General features: G+C 38.5%; 13 protein-coding genes and 3 riboswitches. Of the genes, 4 read left to right on the plus strand and 9 right to left on the minus strand.

Annotated elements, in window-relative coordinates; genetic code table 11:
• Window positions 1-455 precede the first annotated feature (455 nt).
• From ACIQZI_RS22595 to ACIQZI_RS22630, 8 genes are all read right to left on the minus strand, one after another.
• Complete coding sequence (locus ACIQZI_RS22595; protein ID WP_403077707.1) at window positions 456-611, minus strand: hypothetical protein; 156 nt, start codon at window positions 609-611, stop codon at window positions 456-458.
• A 244-nt stretch (window positions 612-855) separates the two neighbouring features.
• A complete protein-coding gene (gene ptsG / locus ACIQZI_RS22600) occupies window positions 856-2,916 on the minus strand; it encodes a glucose-specific PTS transporter subunit IIBC (protein ID WP_403077710.1) in 2,061 nt (686 codons plus the stop codon).
• A gap of 243 nt (window positions 2,917-3,159) precedes the next feature.
• The gene (glcT, locus tag ACIQZI_RS22605; protein WP_062187093.1) at window positions 3,160-4,002 is read right to left on the minus strand and encodes a glucose PTS transporter transcription antiterminator GlcT; all 843 of its coding nucleotides are present in this window, start codon (window positions 4,000-4,002) and stop codon (window positions 3,160-3,162) included.
• A gap of 274 nt (window positions 4,003-4,276) precedes the next feature.
• On the minus strand, window positions 4,277-5,608 hold the full coding sequence (locus ACIQZI_RS22610) for an NCS2 family permease (RefSeq protein WP_062187095.1): 1,332 nt from the start codon (window positions 5,606-5,608) through the stop codon (window positions 4,277-4,279).
• A gap of 117 nt (window positions 5,609-5,725) precedes the next feature.
• A riboswitch (purine riboswitch) is annotated at window positions 5,726-5,827 on the minus strand.
• Between the two features lie 236 nt (window positions 5,828-6,063).
• Window positions 6,064-7,617, minus strand: a complete 1,554-nt coding sequence (gene guaA, locus ACIQZI_RS22615) for a glutamine-hydrolyzing GMP synthase (protein WP_062187097.1) — start codon at window positions 7,615-7,617, stop codon at window positions 6,064-6,066.
• A gap of 135 nt (window positions 7,618-7,752) precedes the next feature.
• A riboswitch (purine riboswitch) is annotated at window positions 7,753-7,854 on the minus strand.
• A 29-nt stretch (window positions 7,855-7,883) separates the two neighbouring features.
• Window positions 7,884-10,106, minus strand: coding sequence for a transglutaminaseTgpA domain-containing protein (locus ACIQZI_RS22620; protein ID WP_403077714.1), 2,223 nt, complete (start codon window positions 10,104-10,106; stop codon window positions 7,884-7,886).
• Window positions 10,103-11,311: a DUF58 domain-containing protein gene (locus ACIQZI_RS22625; protein ID WP_062187099.1), complete on the minus strand. Its 1,209-nt coding sequence runs from the start codon at window positions 11,309-11,311 to the stop codon at window positions 10,103-10,105. The genes ACIQZI_RS22620 and ACIQZI_RS22625 overlap by 4 nt, the downstream gene beginning before the upstream one ends.
• On the minus strand, window positions 11,311-12,267 hold the full coding sequence (locus ACIQZI_RS22630; protein ID WP_062187100.1) for an AAA family ATPase: 957 nt from the start codon (window positions 12,265-12,267) through the stop codon (window positions 11,311-11,313). Before ACIQZI_RS22630 ends, ACIQZI_RS22625 begins: the two co-directional genes overlap by 1 nt.
• Before the next feature lie 375 nt (window positions 12,268-12,642).
• Window positions 12,643-12,861: riboswitch (cobalamin riboswitch) on the plus strand.
• 200 nt (window positions 12,862-13,061) lie between these two features.
• On the opposite strand from ACIQZI_RS22630, the gene ACIQZI_RS22635 reads away from it, so the two are divergent.
• Genes ACIQZI_RS22635 through ACIQZI_RS22645 form a run of 3 tightly spaced genes read left to right on the plus strand, consistent with a single transcriptional unit; the run spans window position 13,062 to window position 14,777 of the window.
• The gene (locus ACIQZI_RS22635) at window positions 13,062-13,556 is read left to right on the plus strand and encodes a hypothetical protein (RefSeq protein WP_403077718.1); all 495 of its coding nucleotides are present in this window, start codon (window positions 13,062-13,064) and stop codon (window positions 13,554-13,556) included.
• Between the two features lie 42 nt (window positions 13,557-13,598).
• Window positions 13,599-14,564 carry an ABC transporter substrate-binding protein gene (locus ACIQZI_RS22640; protein WP_403077721.1) on the plus strand — a complete coding sequence of 322 codons (966 nt, stop codon included), beginning with the start codon at window positions 13,599-13,601 and terminating at the stop codon, window positions 14,562-14,564.
• 48 nt (window positions 14,565-14,612) lie between these two features.
• A complete protein-coding gene (locus ACIQZI_RS22645) occupies window positions 14,613-14,777 on the plus strand; it encodes a hypothetical protein (protein WP_403077724.1) in 165 nt (54 codons plus the stop codon).
• Window positions 14,778-14,816: 39 nt separating this feature from the next.
• On the opposite strand, the gene ACIQZI_RS22650 is transcribed toward ACIQZI_RS22645, so the two are convergent.
• Window positions 14,817-18,344, minus strand: a complete 3,528-nt coding sequence (locus ACIQZI_RS22650; RefSeq protein ID WP_403077726.1) for a hypothetical protein — start codon at window positions 18,342-18,344, stop codon at window positions 14,817-14,819.
• A gap of 541 nt (window positions 18,345-18,885) precedes the next feature.
• On the opposite strand from ACIQZI_RS22650, the gene ACIQZI_RS22655 reads away from it, so the two are divergent.
• Window positions 18,886-19,410, plus strand: a complete 525-nt coding sequence (locus ACIQZI_RS22655) for a hypothetical protein (protein ID WP_403077729.1) — start codon at window positions 18,886-18,888, stop codon at window positions 19,408-19,410.
• The last annotated feature ends 232 nt before the right edge of the window (window positions 19,411-19,642 follow it).

Consider the following 19,642-nt stretch of genomic DNA (forward strand, 5'->3'; position numbering starts at 1 on the left):
TATTAGGCACGCCGCCAGCGTTCGTCCTGAGCCAGGATCAAACTCTCCAAAAAGTGTTTGACTTGCTCATTTGTTTTTATAGTGTGTACTCACTTAAATTTAAACGTTGGCGCTTTGTTTTGTTCAGTTTTCAAAGAGCAATTTATCGTTGTCACTTATCTCGTAAGCAACTTTTATATCATAACACCCACCAACTGAACTGTCAATAACTTTCGAAAAAAGTTTTTTTGTTATTTCCAAAATCACAATGGTGTTCTGTGGCGTATTTCCTATAGTACCACTCTCTAAATACACTGTCAATAAAAATAATAACTTTTTCTCTACACTAATTACTTATAGCTTAAAAGGATACCACGAACCTTTCTAAGCATACAATTTCATTCTGTTATTTTAATTTCGATATTATCTGTAAAATAATAAGAGGCTGGATCTTTACAGATTCAGCCTCTCTACTATTACTCTGCTTTTTCTTCAGTATTCGAATCTTCAGTTCCTGTGTCTTCGGTTTTAGTATCGTCCGTATTAGTATCCTCACTCGAGCAACCAGTGGCAACTCCTACTAACATGAAAGCTGCCATAAATGTTAAAAGCCATTTTTGAAAATTTTTCATACTTCTTATTGCCTCCTCGTAGTTCCATTTTAGATTACAAAACTATAATACAGGCTTCTAAATAAAAATAGTCAATATAGTTAGAATTTTCACATTAATTAACCGTTTCTTAATATCTCGTTAATGAACTTAACATTTATCTTCTTCCTACTTATCGACTCCACAATACAAAACAGAGGATCATACCCCACAATGTATAATCTGTAAGGCAAGACCCTCTTGGAACTTTTTCTTCTACTTTTATTTATTTGATTATGGAGATAACGTCTTTTTCTCCACTTTTCACATTACCGTTTTTATCAATTTGAATAGTTTCGCCTTCTTTTAAGTTTGTGAAGACGATTGGTGTAATAATAGAAGGAGCATGCTCTTTCACGTAGGCTAAATCAACCTTTAATAGTAGTTGACCTCTTTTCACTTTGTCACCTTGGGCAACGAGCGCTTCAAAACCGTTCCCTTCCAACTTCACTGTATCAATACCAATATGGATCAGAATTTCAAGACCATTGTCAGTTTCGATGCCCAGTGCATGCTTGGTCGGGAAGAGGTTCACGATCGTTCCATCCACAGGAGAAACAATCGCTCCGTCTGTTGGTAGGATCGCAAAACCGTCACCCATCATTTTCTCAGCAAAAACAGCATCTGGCACTTCACTGATTGGTTTGATTTCTCCAGTAATCGGCGAAACGAAGATGTCTGCTTTCACCTCTGCTTGCAAAACACCTGGCATAACTTCTTCAATTTGTTGTTCTACTTCTTCTTCCTGATTTGTTACTACGTTTTTTGGCGCTTTCCCACTCATGATATCTTTCATTTGTGACTTAATGATCTCTGAGCGTGGGCCAAAAATAGCCTGAATGTTGTTTCCGACTTCAAGTACACCTGCAGCACCAAGCTGTTTCAAACGATTTTTATCAACATCTTTAACGTCGTTAACAGATACACGTAGTCGAGTAATACAAGCATCAAGATTTGCGATATTTTCTCGTCCTCCCATTGCATCAAGAATGTTATAGGGAAGTTCGCTTACCGTTCCTTTTTTACCTTCTTGCGATTGTTCATCTTCTGCTTTTTCACGGCCCGGAGTCATTAAATTAAATTTATTGATTGCAAAACGGAAAATAACATAGTAGATTACCGCAAATATAATTCCTAGAATGATCGCAATCCACCATGGCTCTTTTCCTGGTAAGATACCAAAGAGTAGAAAGTCAATTGCACCACCCGAGAATGTATAACCGATATTGACACTAAAGAAGGTCATTAACACGAATGCTAATCCATCTAAAACCGCATGAATCACATACAACACAGGAGAAATAAACATAAATGAAAATTCAAGTGGTTCAGTTATACCCGTTAAGAAAGAAGTCAGTGCAGCCGAGCCTAATAAACCTGCAACAAACTTTTTCTTTTCAGGTCTTGCTGTATGATACATCGCTAACGCCGCCGCTGGCAGACCAAACATCATTATTGGATATTCACCAGCCATGAAGTTACCTGCCGTTATGTCTACGCCATCTTTTAGCTGAGCAAAGAAAATTGTCATATCACCACGAACGATTTCCCCAGCGACCGTTGTATATGTACCAAATTCATACCAAAATGGGGCATAGAAAATATGATGTAGCCCAAATGGTATTAATAATCGTTTGATAAAACCAAAGAAGAATACCGCAAAATAGGTCCCCTCTTCAATTAACCAAAGTGATGCACTGTTCATCGCGCCTTGAATTGGAGGCCAAACTAACAGCATTAATAGACCTACAAGCAAAGACAGAACAGCTGAAGCGATTGGAACAAAACGTTTTCCCGCAAAGAAACCGAGGAATGAAGGCATTTCAATATTATGAAAGCGGTTGTAGCTATAGGCTGCAATCAGTCCAACGATAATCCCTCCGAACACACCAGTTTGTAACGTAGGAATACCCAAAACATTTGCAAAACTAGGGTCACTTGCAACCATTTCCGGCGTTACACCCATCCATGTACTCATGACCCGATTCAATACTAAATAGCCAACGAGCGCAGCGAGCGCAGCCGCTCCATCACCAGCTAACCCAATGGCGATTCCAATTGCAAAGATCAGCGCCAAGTTACTAAATATAATACCACCGGAATCTTCCATTACCCTAGCGACCAACTGAATCCAATTAGCATCTAGGAATGGTAGGTACTGCAGCGTCACATCTTGTTGAGCCGCATTTCCTAACCCTAGTAGCAATCCTGCTGCTGGCAACATAGCTACAGGAAGCATAAACGCTTTCCCTAAATTTTGTAGAACACCAAAAACTTTCTTCCACATGGTGCAAAACCTCCGAAATTAAGATTTGAAAACCGATAAAGTAAAACTTAGTCTCTGTTTCCCCTGATAACCAGACCCGGTAATGCTGTATAAAACGTTTACAACGAAAAAGACAAATAAAAAAGGCATAAGTAAAAAAAGCATTGAAAGAGCGTACGGGTATACTATACCCCCATTCGCTTCGTCCAATCACTTTCTTCACTTATGCCTGATCGAATCAGTAACACGTAAAGGTTATGATTTTTATGTAATTTTCTTTTGTAATCGCTGAAGATGCATCGTCAAATAGATGGCTTCTGCATCATATACTTGTTCTTTCAAGTGCTGTTGCATAATTTTTATCAGTTTCCAAGCCAAATTATAGCATAACGGATACTCGTCTTTCAAGAGGGTAGTGAGTATTTCAGGTTCCTCTACTTTCTCACCTCTTAATACTCGATCGATGGTATACCGCAAGTGACGGACAAGCCTTACATAGTCAATACTTTCTTTATCAATATCTATTTGCAGTTGTTCTTCTATAAGATTAATCAAATGCGTGACTAGCTGAGAATGTTGATTCACTTTCGCTAACTCTTTATTCGTTAGCGCACTGTGAATATGAAGCGTAATAAAGCCAGCTTCTCCTTCCGGAAGACTAATTCCCGTCTTTATTTCTAAAATCTCGATTACTTCTTTTGCGATTTCATATTCAAATGGATAAAGCGTACTCGTTTCAACTAAAAATGGATTGTTTATCGAAAGGCCATTTTCAATCCTGTTTAAGGCAAAAAGCAAATGATCGGTCATTCCGACATGTATATATTCATTGACACTTCCAGACACTCTTTTACTAATATGATTGATTGCTTCAATGATTGCCCCTTGGTGTTTTTCATCGATTTCTGGAAGTAACTTTTTATAGTCTTCCTGTTCTTTTTTTCCGGTCAAAACAAACATCTTATCAGCATTGACTAAAGATATTTCGTCGTCTCTTTTTCGATTGAATCCAATCCCTTTGCCAATTATTACGGTTTCACCATAAGAAGGATGGTTTGCTATGACGACATTATTATTCAAAACTTTATTAATTATAGCTACTCCCATCTGCTTCCCTCTTTCACCCTATAATCTATGTCATCTATGTTAGTCAATTCATTCAATTAAATCAACACGAACAATCCCTCAACCGAATCATTACACCTACCATTTAATGAGGTTTCCTAAAAGAGCGTTAAGACGACAACATAAAATTATGGAGCTTTTAGTCTGAGTCATTGTATCAGAGGAGTTCGCGGATAGTTACCCCTACCAAGAATGCCATACATGCCAACAATACGGGATAAAAAAAGAGAACCCGTTAAGGTCCTCTGATCATTTATTAAACTAAGAAAATAAAATAAGCGATAAAGATAACGAACAATCCGTACATGATTGGGTGAACTTGCTTGGCTTTTCCTGTCATAATCATCGTAATCGGATAGAAGACGAAACCACAAGCAATACCTGTTGCGATGCTGTAAGTTAACGGCATCATGATGACTGTGAAGAAAGCTGGTACTGCAATTTCAAATCGTGACCAATCAATATGTTTCAAACCAGTTGCCATTAGAACACCGACTACGATTAAGGCTGGAGCCGTTACCGCGGATGTTACCACCGATAGAAGTGGGAAAAAGAAAATAGCAAGAATAAATAATAATCCTGTAACGACCGCCGCAAAACCGCTTCGTGCCCCGGCAGCTACACCTGAAGTCGACTCAACATAAGATGTTGTTGTAGATGTTCCTAAAATTGCTCCAGATACGATAGCTAATGAATCCGCAAGCAACCCTTTTCCTACGCGCGGCAGGACGTTATCTTTCATTAATCCTGCTTGCTGAGCAACAGCCACTAATGTTCCTGCTGTATCAAAGAATGCAACGAATAAGAAGGTTAAAATAACAATCAACATCTGACCTGAGAATAGGTCAGGCAAATTCCCGAATGCTTCAAACGCAGCTCCAAATGTAGGAGCAATGCTCGGTGCAGCTCCAACAATTTTCTCCGGAAACGGTACAAGCCCGAAGATCATACCAGCAATCGCCGTAATAATCATACCTAGAAAAACGGCGCTCTTAATACCTCTCGCCATTAAAATAACTGTAATAACAATACCAAAAACCGCAAGAAGTGTGTTACCTGAAGTCAAGTCACCTAACCCAACAAGGGTGGCATCGTTCTTAACAATAATGCGTGAGTTTTGAAAACCAACAAATGTGATAAATAAACCAATACCTGCTCCAACCGCAAATTTAAGCTCCGCAGGAATTGCATTTATTATTTTCTCACGAATCCCCGATAAAGAAAGGATAACGAAAATAATTCCAGAAATCAGTACACCTGTTAACGCTGTTTGCCACGGAATACCGAATCCGAGTACAACTGTGAAAGCAAAGAAGGCATTTAGTCCCATGCCTGGAGCAAGTGAAATCGGATATCTGGCAATAACCCCCATAAGGATCGAACCGATACCCGCCGCTAATGCTGTCGCAACGAATACTGCACCATAATTCATTCGTAGTTCATCAGGATATCCTTCAATGCCCTGAAGTGTTAAAATACTTGGATTTACCACTAGAATATAAGCCATAGCTAAGAAGGTTGTCAGACCCCCAATTATTTCTCGACGATAATTCGTGCCAAGTTCTTGAAATTGAAAATACTTTTTCATCATTCAGTCTCCCTTAAATAAATTCAACACTGACCAAAAGCCTCACTTCTAACCGAAACGATGCTTACCTGCAAATTATGTAAAGGGTTTTAAAAGAGTTAGATACACTCCATCGGTTATGCGTATCCTTCACTTCGTAGTCAAGCTATTTTCGGTAGCTCGGTAGAAACTTTTGGGCCATATCCCCAATATTATACGGCGAATAAATAGTATCTATTAGAGGATGTTCAAAAGGTTCGGTACAAATGCTTGCGAATTGCATCAAAGCTCTATCTTTCCTCGAACTGCTCGGCTCCTTTTTGAACACACACTATTAATAATTTACTTTTCAATTGTACTAAAAGTGATACTAGCTGTCAACAAAAAAACGAACGTTGTTTCTCTCAAGAAGAAACAACGTTCGTTTATAAGCCATATAATCTTATTTCAAATCGGAAAAATTCAGTATCTTTCGTCTACTCCCATTCAATCGTTGCAGGTGGTTTACTTGTAATATCATAAACGACACGGTTTACATGGTTTACTTCATTAACAATTCTCGTTGAAATAAGTTCAAGAACATCCCAAGGGATACGAGCCCAATCTGAAGTCATACCATCGATTGAAGTGACAGCGCGAATACCAATTGTATGGTCATACGTACGCGTATCTCCCATAACACCAACACTACGAATATCCGGAAGAACGGTAAAGTACTGCCAAATTTCACGATCCAGACCAGCTTTACTTATTTCTTCACGCAAAATATAGTCAGATTCACGTACAATTTCTAGCTTGTCTTCTGTGATCTCTCCTAATACACGAATTCCCAATCCAGGACCTGGGAATGGTTGACGCCAAACAATTTCATCAGGCATCCCCAGTTCTGTTCCAAGTGCACGTACTTCATCTTTGAACAGTGTGTTTAGCGGTTCAATCAGCTTGAACTGCATATCTTCAGGCAGACCACCAACATTGTGATGCGATTTAATCGTTTGTGCTGTTGCTGTACCACTTTCGATAATATCTGTATAAAGAGTACCTTGAGCAAGGAATTCAATTCCTTCTAATTTCGTTGCTTCATCATCAAATACATAGATAAACTCATTCCCAATAATTTTACGTTTTTTCTCAGGATCAGAAACGCCTTCAAGCTTAGAAAGGAAACGTTCTTTGGCATCCACTTTAATAACATTCATTTGGAAGCCGTCGCCCAGCATTTTCATAACGCCTTCCGCTTCGCCTTTACGCAATAGACCATGATCAACGAAAATACATGTTAATTGGTCTCCGATTGCTTTATGAATAAGCACCGCAACAACAGATGAATCCACTCCACCGCTTAGGGCACACAAAACTTTTTTGTCGCCTACTGTTTGACGAATTTTTTCCAACTCAATTTCAATGAAATTCCCCATAGACCAGTCACCTTTACAGCCACAAACATCAAACACGAAGTTTTTCAAGATGTCGTTTCCGTAAACAGAGTGACGAACTTCTGGATGGAATTGTACTGCGTAGAGCTTTCTTGATTCATCGCTCATCGCCGCAATTGGACAAGATGCATTCGTTCCATCAATTGTAAATCCTTCTGGAGTTTCCACAACAAGATCTCCATGACTCATCCAGACAATTTGTTCTTTAGGTAGGTCCTTAAATAGTTTTGAATCGTTTTGAATCGCGAGCGTCGCTTTACCATATTCACGGTTCTTTGCTTGTTCAACTTTTCCACCGAAATGCTTCGTCATCAACTGCATACCATAACAAATCCCGAAAATCGGTAATCCTAGTTCAAAAATGCGCTCATCACACCCAAAAGCAGATGCATCGTATACACTATTCGGCCCACCAGAGAAAATAATTCCAGTTGGATTTAATTTTTGAATTTCTTCTACCGTAATAGTATGGGGATGTAATTCACTGTACACGCCAAATTCACGAATACGTCTAGTGATTAATTGATTATATTGACTGCCGAAGTCTAATACGACAATCATTTCCTGGTTCTGTAAGTCTGTTTTCCCCGTCACTATTGTCACCTCATTTGATATATTCACTTCTTTAAAGAAGCGGTTTGTTCTTATTATTTCAAAAATGTAAAAATAAAACACAAAAAAGCTAAACTCCACCCTAAAAAGTCTAAAAAGGCAGAATTCTAGCTGTTACACTGAAACATCTGCCTTCATAGTCAAATCATTTACGGTGATTCGGTAGAGACTTTCGATCCATATTATCGAGGATATATGAAGGGCTCGTATTTGAATGTTTCAATTGTACCAACATGTTAAAAACATGGTCAAGAGGTTGTCTCTTTAATTAAATTTTCCCACAATTCTCGATACTGCCTCCAAGCTTGGTTTTCCTGATCCCCACGGTATAAAATTCTTTCGTATTCCTTCGTCATTTGCTGCATATTATCATTAGACATACGATAGACACGATCAACATAAACCGCGTATTCTCGCAATGTTTGGCCTTCAGGTCGCGGTACACCAGCGCGATTCAATTGCTTGAGGAGAACATTATAAGCACTTGTAAATGTGTCCGTACCATTTTTCCCTTTATATCTTGTAATAAATACATATGGTAGCCATTTTCTTCTCGATTGATAAAGCAAGAAAGCAAGAAACATTACACCTACAAGACCAATTACTGTATTTCGTAAAATGATCTTCCAAGAAATATCACCTGATCCCAAAGATGCTGATTGATCCGATTTATCCGTATCTGGAAGTGTTTTTTTATCGGGCTGAGTTGGCTCTCTTTTTTCCGGAGTCGTCACAGCCGTATTATGGTCATTCTCGTTAGCTTGAGTAGTCAAAGAAGCATCATAAAACTGATTTGTATTATTAAAGCCTTTTGTTGGCTCAAATGGAACCCAACCAACCTCAGGAAAATAAACCTCTACCCATGAATGAGCATTATTATTCGTGATCATATAAACGGATTCACCGTTTTTTATCGTTGCCACACCATCAGAATAACCTTTTGCCCAGCGTGCCGGAATGTCGAGTGAACGTAATAGAACAACCATTGCTGTAGAGAAATTATCACAATACCCCCGCAGTGTTTCAAATAGGAATTGATCCACATAATCCTGTTGCTCTTCTGGATAAGGAATATCTTGCTTATCATACACAAACTCAGGACCATCAAAATGATTTTCAACAGCTTTTACCTTGTCATACCAATTATCTTTATTACTAGTGATCTCTAACGCTAAATTACGAATTCTTTCAGGTAGGTTCCTTGGTAACTGTGTATAAATACCTATAATGTCTTCAGGAACATCATTTGCAGATGTAACCTTTTTTAAATAATTTCGATCAAATGTTTTAAGATAATAATTCACTTCATAATCCGTAAGCTTGATCCTACCCCAATTTTTCGATTGAGCTGTCAATAAATTCGTCGAGTCATTAAAAATATACTGATCTATTTCTTCAGCTGAAACTCTTTTAAGTAAACTAGGAGTAGGATATGGAACATGATTGTAGAACTGCTCCATTTTAACGGACGCCTTTTGTTCTTGAAGCTTTATTCCAGGTAATTCTGTATCTGTAAGATCCACCATATCCTGATCATTTTCATACTCTGTCAATTCTCCTGGATAATTAAGCCTTGTCCAGCCCTTGCCAGTGTAATAATACTTGTTCTCCACCTTCCAATAGTGTCGAGTGGGAGTATCTGCATAAAAAACAACTGCATGGTCGTCAGAAATTGAACCACCCAGTTGGGTATCATTTTCTCCATACCCAGTACGCTTGCTTCCTGCTGATTTCGAATCTCCTGTTGTTTTAGTTGAATAGGATATAATAAATGGAACAGGATCTGGCCATTGGGGGTTTAGTTTCGGTGCTGCAAAACCAATTGTCCCACTAAACAACAGCATAATTGTTAATGGAATAAGCCATCTTCGTAAACCATCAATAGACACTGTTAATCTTTCCTGTTCAAATAAACGGAAAAAAGCGAGCAATCCCAGTACAGCAAAACCAATGATAACAACCCGAACAATGGAACCATCCGCATCATACGGGGTAAACGTATCAAGAACCGCTAAAAAAACAATGGTTAGCAGAAAAAATAAAAAAAGATTTCGACGGACAGCTACCCAGTAATGAATTAAATATGAAATGAGCCAAATCAAAACAAAAAACAATAAGGTTCTAAAGCTGTTTGTTAATAACATCCAGTCCGCTTTCACCATTCTTGAAATATTCATTTTCATATCACTTATAAGTTCCCCAATCCAAGCGAGTTCAAAAAGTGAAAACTGCGAATATAAATATTGAATGGAAACAGTTGTATATACCACAAAAATCATTATTCTTACAACCCAATGCACCTGTAAAAAGTACGAAAGCAAAGAAAGACACATAAATACAATAAACACGCCCATATTATCGGTATCTGTCAGTTGATTAACCGGCTGTAGCCATTCCCATAACAACAAAGTGCCGTATCCGTATAAAACCACTTTCAACAATATATCGAGTAGACTAGTTCTTTGAATCATTGAGCCATCACCTCGACTAATCCAGATTCAAAATGTCCCTGCTCCAAATAACTAACTCTCATCCCTCTTATATAGGCGGATCGCTTTGCAAAAAGATCTTCAGCTGCTAACTGTCCTTCTTTTTTTATACAAACTATCGTAATGGACTGGTTCATTTTATACGCACTGATTTGTTCCACCATTCTTTGATCCAAATGCGAAGTAATCAAGATGATCGCTACATTTTGAGATAATACGGTTTGATGTGATCCAAGCAAGGAACTTAAACTCCCTTTTTCATCTGCTTCTGTTTTGGCAAGTCGGTAAAGGATTCTTTGGAGCTGTCCATCTCCACCTCGGATCGGTAGTGGCGCCTCATGCATCGCCGAACCTGCATAGCCAACTAGTATCCCTTTCTTCAGAAGAACATGCGCGAAGGAGGCAGCAAATACTACCGAATCTTCAAAGGACTCTGATGAAGCTTCATCCAGGACCAAATATACATCATGACTTTTCTGTTCTTCAAATTCCTTGGTCATAATGGCATTCTTATTGGCTGTCGCTTTCCAGTTAATCCATGACATTTGGTCACCCGGCTGGTATTCTCGAACTCCACTGACAATTGAATGCTCTCTTTGCATCTTTTTTACAGACCCTGCTTCTCCTTGATTAAAGAAATTCTCCAATTGCTTATACGACAAATCATAATAAGCAGGCCAGACTAGGACTTTTTTTGGAAGATCATAATTGGCTTCCTTTTCAAATAATCCAATCATATCTCCAGTTTTCAGACGGATCGCAGACAAGCCGTGCTCCCCTCTTGGAAGATTATGAAGCAAAAACGTAATCGAAAATGATTTCCGGAACCAAGGGAAAATGAACGCCTTCTTCATGGACGTGTTTTTGCCTAATCGGCCATTAAGCTCTTCTTCCACTAGAAGAAATAACAACGGGAAGCGGTCTTTTCGTGTGATTTCAATTCTGGCTTCAATCGATTCCCCTGTTCTGAGTTCCGTTTTATCTAACGATCTTGTTACCGTGAACTTGTGGATAGGATAGAAAAACAGCCCTATCGAATAAAGGGCAAATGGCAGAAACGTATAGAACAGAAACCAACTGAGAAAACCTCCCTGAAACATCGCAAACCCAAATGCCAAGACTACCAAACTAATAAGCACTACAACCTTTGCATAAGGTCTCATTTTCTCTACCAACGATTTCATCATTAATTCACAGCCCTTTTTACTGGTACAGGAATATTATCAATAATTTCAGCAACCACCTGCTCAGCTGTAATCCCTTCGTACTTCGCTTCAGATTTCAAGATAAGGCGATGCGATAACACAAATGGGGCAAGATATTGAACATCGTCCGGCAACACATAATCCCGGTCATATAATAGAGCGTAGCTTTGAGATGCTTTCATTAAGGCAATCGAACCACGAGGACTCGCACCTAAATATACACTGCGATGCTGGCGCGTTGTTTGTGTCATTTCAACAATATAATGCTTAATCGCATCATCGACAATAACCGCCTTTGACTCTTGCTGCAAACCGCGTAGTTCAACCAATGACATAACGGGTCCAAGACTATCAAGCGGTGAAGCCAAACGCGCACGATTCAAAACTTCCACTTCTTCAAATATATCTGGGTATCCCATTTTCATTTTTAATAAAAAACGATCAAGTTGAGCTTCAGGAAGAGGGTACGTTCCTTCATATTCGATAGGGTTTTGTGTTGCCATAACAAAGAATGGTTGCTCCAGCACTCTCGTTACACCATCAATCGTCACACTTGCCTCTTCCATCCCTTCTAATAAGGCTGACTGAGTTTTCGGAGATGTTCGATTAATCTCGTCAGCCAGGATAATATTCCCCATAATCGGCCCAGGACGAAAAGTAAATTCTTGCTCCCTTGGATTATATATGGAAACGCCTGTTACATCAGACGGCAGCAGGTCAGGTGTGAATTGAATTCGTTTAAAGTCTGCACTGATTGACTTGGCCAGCGCACGGACCATCATCGTCTTACCTACACCTGGAACATCTTCCAATAAAACATGACCTCCCGAAAGTAAAGCCACTACACTTAATTCTGCTATATCTCTTTTCCCAATAATAACCTTCTCGATATTACGTATCACTTCATTTAACTTTGGGTGCTTTCCTTCATATGTCATACCTTACCTCCTGTGATTCATCCCTTATCGATTTTCAAAAGATCTGAAAAAACAACTAACCTTTTCATCCTATCGACACAATTCATTTAAAATTACTTTAACTTAAACTACATTCGACGACTCCCTTTCTAACCCTTCTTTTTCCAATATATTTACAAACTTTACATAATGGCCTTACCCAGTAGAGTTGAGCATATTTCGCATCAAAATGAGTTTTATCAAACTGGAAGAAAAATGGTGGATCTTTCATTCAACATATATCATAATTGCACAAATTTTCAAATTTTTAGATCTAGTAAACATATGTATTAGTAAACATCACAAAAAGTATGACTTTCTTATCGGAATTATATGGTAAACTATTGATAAGTGAATATAATCTTGCAGAAAAAAGGTGCTGAACTTTCAGCTTAATAGGGAATTCGGTGAAGAACCGAAGCTGTTTCCGCAACTGTAAGTGCGATGAAATAAGGATATGCCACTGTTTTATTTAACGGAATCGGACGTAGCACGCAATCCGTTATATAAAATGGGAAGGACCTTAAAGTAAATGGATGCACAAGCCAGGAGACCTGCCTTCTTTCCATCGTATTATACTCTTCGGAAGATAAGAGGATTGTACGGCAACTCTCATCTTTTCTTTCCAACTGGATATGTAGGATGGTGTGCCGCCCAATTTTCTTGGTCGGTTTTTTTGTTATAAAAAACGATTTCAAGGGCTATTCACTCTATTCATCATATAAGGGGGATTACATTTGACAAAAAAAGATTTCCGTTTTATGTGTTACCCGTACATGCGCGAATCCGCTTCAACAGTGGACTTCGAGATCAGGACTGACTCCTTGACATCTCGTATTGGCTTAGCTTGTGCATTTACTAAAAACGTACCTGTTGTACACAAAGATTTAATGTACTTACTCGACATGGGCTATAATCTAAACGGCTCAGTACGCGGACGATTAGGTATCACGCAAGAAGACTTAGATCGCCTAAGTGGTATGTATGATTTTTATACAGCAGAGGTCAAAGACTCTATCGGTACTTTTGTCTTGCCACAAGGAACTCCCGGTGCCTGTATTTTGCACACTTGCCGCAGTGAAGCGAAGAAGTCAGTAAGAGCGCTACATAAAGTGAGTCTTGAAAGAGAAGTTCCTAAAATCCTGTTCGATTACGCTCATTTACTAGCAAACGTTTTATTCGTTATGGCCGTCTATGTAAATAAACAACTTGGTGTTGAGGAAATCCCTCACGAGAGTATATGCTATGACATTAAATCGACGAAAAAATAATACATCCATCCATTTATAGGAATGAGAAATGAGGAGAACACAATGAAAAAATTCATATGGAACAATTGGTTACTCGCACTAATGCTTTCTTTTATTTTAGTACTTGCTGGCTGTGGGAATAATAATCAAACAGCACCAAGTAAGGATAATGCCCCTGCAAGTGAAATTAAAAAAGAAAAAGACCAGCCCTATTCAGTAACTGATGATCTTGGCGACAAGATCACCTTTGATAAAGTACCTGAAAAAGTGATCTCCCTTCAACCAAGCAATACAGAAATTCTCTTTGCTCTAGGAGCAGGTGAAAAAGTAGTTGGGGTCACAGATGTTGATAACTATCCAAAAGAAGCTGCCGATATTGAATCTGTTTCTGATTCAATGAATATTAACGCAGAGAAAATAATTGCGTTAAACCCAGACGTCATCATCGCCTATACAATTGGCGACGAAGCTACTTTACAGCCGCTGAAAGATGCGGGAATCCCAATCTTTGTCATTGCATCTGCTGCTACATTTGAAGATGTTTACGGAGACATTCAGCAAATTGCTGAAGTAATGGGCGTTAAGGAGAAAGGGAGCGAAATCGTCGATACGATTAAAAACCAAGTTGCAGCTGTCATTGAAAAAACAGACTCTATTAATGAAAAGAAAAGTGTCTATTTAGAAATAAGTCCTGCTCCAGAAATCTACACACCTGGAAAGAAGACATTTCAACAAGAAATCCTTGCAAAAGCGGGTGTAACCAACATATTTGAGGATCAAGAAGGTTGGATCAAAGTTTCTGAGGAAGAAGTTATTAAACGCAACCCTGCTGTCATCACAACAACTGCCGGTTTTATTGAAAAACCTGAACAAGAAATTAAGAGCCGTACAGGGTGGGACCAACTTACAGCCGTTAAGGAAGACAAAGTATACTACTTAAATGAAGACGTGATGTCCCGTCCAGGACCACGTATTGGTGAAGCTGTCGAGCTTGTTGCCAAAACCGTTTACCCAGATCTATTTAAATAAGATCGATACAAATCCTCTTTATTGAATGACAACCAGGAGGAACCAAATATGCTGAAACGCTTCTTTTTCAGTAACATTGCTCATATTCTTAAGGCTTATCCAGACAATCACAGAAAACGTAAAGAACAGAAAAGGCTGCCCCGCGGGACAGCCTTTTCTGTTCTTTCTATCTTGAACCTTCTACCTATTTCGGTCCATTCTTCATTTATCTAAAAACGAATCATAGTCATTTGACATATCAATCTCATCATTCTACCTCCACCGTTCAAACCATTTCCGAATTTTTTCTTTGTTACGTTCAAGAATTTTCTTGGACGTCGTATTTTCCTTTTGTTTTTTCCATTCAAAGAAGCTGGCAAGCGCGATAAGAACGATACCGCCAATGATCAAGTAGAGCCACCATGGCAGATTGCCCCATAGGTGATTAGTGTTCATATAGATATTTAACAAAATAGTCCCTGTCCCCGCTAAGAAATACGATTTATATTTCACAATAAATCCGAAGATGATTGCGACTAATGCCAACGTACCAATTACCAATGCATCATATACGGTATTTCCTTGTAGTGCATCCATGATTAATACTAAAAATAACAAAGGAACAATAACTAGTTCGATGGTTTGCGTCGTATGCCCATCAGCGAATACTTTTCTCAGCAATAATGTGCTGATGATAAACAATGGAAGAATCGTGACTTCTGTTGCTACGAGAGTTGGAATGTTAAATTGATCGATAATAACATAATATGGATATAAGCTTAATACGACCGCTGCTGTAAGATAGATTTTCTTTTCTAATTGATCTAAAGTGAAAGCCCGCATAACAAGTAAATAGCCGCTGACTAAGCAGGCTGCGATGATTTCTAACGCGGGATAACTTTCCACATTCGTAAAAAAACGCCAGTTAATTGTCACCACATACAGAAACCCTACGATTCGATACACATCAATCACTAGATACGTCTCTTCTTTTCGAACCATTCCGCGGAAAAACACCTTGCTCATCCAAGTCATCACACATAATGCAACGAACAACAACACAGTACCTGCAAGTATTGATAACTCGTTTGCATAGCGCACATAAAATAAGAATGTTAGCATCAGCGGGATCGCAATAAAATGTTCCCACTTCCGTTTCATCATTAAATAGATCGCAAACGCGGCTTGAATGGTGAAAAGTACAACTGAAAGTACATTCAAGTTGCTAGAAAAACGGAATATATTCCAATCTGACAAATAAACAAGGAGAGTCAGATTTAAGAATACTAGTAAATAATAATCAATCATCCGTTTCCATTCTGGATTCACTCGACTCCAAAGAATCGTTATCAAAGCTGCCGTAATTGTGCAAGTAAAGATTAGATAGTTGAAAAGCTTATATTCCTGAAAAACAAGTAATACTTGCAACTGAAGAACTGTAAATCCAATGTACGTGAATGTAAAACGCTCCCACACAATCGTTGTCCTCACTGCGCTGACCACATAAAGACTGAGCGGTATTAAGTAGAAATACATATTTGCACCTGTCACACTTATATAAAGATAACCAAGTGCTACCACAAGAAGGTTGGTCAGATGGCTGAACCAAAAGAAATAATTTCTGCCCATCCTCGAATATTTCCCTACATATACTGACAAAACATAGAACAATAATGGTCCTAAGAATAGATATGACATCCAGATATATTCATTCTCAAATTTGAAAATGGCCCATACGGATGCATACACACCGGCGCTTGTATAAACAACCGGAATCCATAGAAGATGATGGCGATATAAATAAACGGACAGAACTTGAATTGCTGCTGAAACCATCATTAAAGCGGTAATTAGAGTGGATTGCAATGTTCCAAAATAGAGCGTCATAAACGACACCATCGATAGGACCTGACCGGTAATAATAAAGATATTAAAAAAGCTTTTATACGATTTTTGCAAGAAATAGCCTAGCCCGATTAAAAGCAATGCGACAATCATGACATGTAAACTAAATGGAATAGTAAAGTCATACCATCTGCTTGTTTCGCTTATATACAGATACAAAATGAGCAATGAACCCGCTAGGGATAACGGAAAACCATACGTACTAATATCCTTCATCCATTTTTCTGTCACTTTATTATGACTGAAGAATAATAAACCAGATATCGCGGCAAGAAAGAGACTGACGATTAACCAATCTCCATTCACCATATTGATAAAAGTCAAAAACAGCATCACACTACTTGAAAGAATCCCTACACTCGAACGGAAAACCTCTATTTTTTTTGCGACATTATATACAAACAGCCCTAAATAAAGGAGGATTTGAAGCACAAATACGAAACTAGAGTGCACTGCAAAGGTCCATTCAAATGCCCAGCCAAGATAAACAAGTGACAGATTAAATAAGACGATTGCTGGATAAGTAAACACGACTTGCTTCGTTTGAATGGCTAAGAATACATATTGTGCGGCTAGAAGGATTAGTGCAATGAAAATCTGTGCATAGCCTTCTCCAAACACTTGTGCATTCGCATAGGCAAATACAAGTACACTACTCGTAATGCCCGTATACACAAAGCTTTTCGATACTTCTTCATTTCTTTTAGCCATAAATACAGAAAGAACAATGAACATGATCGGAAGCATAGCAAAAGCAATAGAAGTGAAGTCACTCAATACTGCCGCGTTCAAGACAAGATGGATATAGCCATAGCTGAATACAAGACTAAATGCAAAATTGTAATACTTTTGATTGTATTTTATCGTGAACACTAGGAATTGCAGGGATGTTAAAAGCAAAGTAAATGAATACAATACTGTGCTTGAAGCTAGTGTAAACACGACAAATGCTTCGACGAAAATTTTAAATTGGATGAAGTAAAATAAATAGGGTTTGAATACAGCCAATGGTTGATGACTTTTCAAACGATCCATATACCATAAAAATAATAAGTTAAACAACACGAGTAGAATAAATAATGTTTCTGTAGTTGGCGCCACATAGGTAAACCCGAAAAGACTTGCTAACGCAAAGGTTATCAATGAAAGGATGGTAAATAGTTTCGAAGCAAAGTGCTTAGCAATTACAAAATAAATGCCCAAACAAATCACTCCGCCGATCAACCCCAATAACCCTCTCCCCTCACCTTGCAGCGATAAATACTCTCCAAATATCCGATAATATGAAGCTGATAATATCGTAATTGGAATGAACAGACTTGCAAGCGTTAGGAAAGCAAAGGCCGTTTGTTTAATTTTTAATTTAAAGGCGATAAAAGCCATCCCAAAGAAAAACACGGACACCATGCTAATACAGAATACTTTCAGAACAGCATTCAATGCTCCCCACGTTGACGTCGCTAAGATAAGACCGCCGAACAAGAGAAGAATCACACCCATCACCAAGACTAGTGTTATATTTCTTTCCCGTATTTGCTCTGCTGACTTTGCAGGTTTCACAACAGGTTGCTGTTGAATGACCATCCTAGGTTCAGGGCTAGCCATTGGCGTTTGTACTGGATCTTGAATTAATTTTGGAGCGTGCTCTTTAGTTCGCTGTATGTTATGTGGAGCTTCATTCGGAATCGTGCTCGATTGAACCATTTCTTCTTTTTTCTCTTGCTTTTCCATTACTGCTACTTGCTGCAGCAGCTGGTGATAATGCCGTTCATACGCACTACTAAGTCTTATGTAATCCGATTTGGGAATCAATCGTTTTTCTCTTAGTATCTTAAGTTCATCATGAAAGATATCTCGCTTCTTTTCAATTGAAATATTGTCATTAGAATCCGTCACAATAAGCCCCCTTCCTCTGAAAACTCTACTACTATATTATAGAAAATTATACACAACCATTCCTAATTTTGGAATAAAAATCAAATCGTTGGGATAAAGTGAAACTTCAATAAGTCTGGGTTTTACTGTCCGTTAATGCGAGATAAAGCTCATTAATCAATCGATTGATTAAATGCGTCGCAAACTCACTCATCTTCTCGATTCAGCTATGTATGCAGTGAGAATAATTTGTAAAAATTTGCTGATAGCATATTTAACGTACTAAACTCCTACAGATCATTCCTACTATTGGCATTACAGTCGAATCAATGGAGAATATTTAATTAATCAATCGATTGATTAATTTATTAAAGAAACCGTTTATTTTCTTACTCGAACGATGATTGAATGACGAATTACTTGTCGATATTTGTGCTTAATCATGCCTTCGTACAACAATCTTCTAATCACACAATAGTAAATAATACCCATCAGTTAAATAGACTAAAATCATACATTTCGATTATATAGCCCTGTTTTTTCCATCAAAGAGGGGACGTTTATGAATATCTTCCGTAAACGAGTATTTACAAAGTATCCCAAGGCTAACGTGACGTATGGGTCAGTCACTACACCACGAAGGAAAGAGTTAGGATTAGAAAAAACTCATGCGAATGATGCGGTTGCGATCAGTAGAATAGAAACGATTCAGCAAATGAGTGATTCTATCTTCTTCATCAAGCAATTTCGCAGGAAAAAACGTTCGTTGCATGAGGCCACAGCTAGAAAAGGTCGGAAGACGAAGAATATCGAGAGCAAGCGAAACAAAAAAAATGTGAAACAACTGAAAGGATTGTATCTGAATGATCGAGTACGAGTGTATGAGCGAATTGGATATATTACGGGCTTTACGGGAACAGGTATGGCATATGTCAAAGATATTCATGGGAGCTACATCACGAAGCCTAATAAGTCGTACAAACAGGTTAATCTAAAAGATTGCGAGCTTCTCAATCACAATAATAACTGGCAATACGTGGAGAATCTTTCGGCAACGCCTAACCGAAATTCATCCCCTCCCTACTGACTTTGTTCCTTGAGGAAGGGACTTCTTTCGGGAAGCTGCTAAAACTTAAGTAAGCGGCGAAAGCACACCATGGTAGGCTAGGGATATTTCATAAAGTATTCAAAATAACGCCATCCAATCACTTCGTCAAACACGAAAAGATGCTAAAAGGGTCAGACTTCACGAGGATGTCCCAAAAGCAAAGGGTCAGACCCTTTTGAGACATTCTCGACGTAGGTTGACCCTTTCCTTA

This window comes from Peribacillus sp. NPDC096379 (genome assembly GCF_044762875.1).
In the GTDB taxonomy this organism is placed as follows: domain Bacteria; phylum Bacillota; class Bacilli; order Bacillales; family DSM-1321; genus Peribacillus.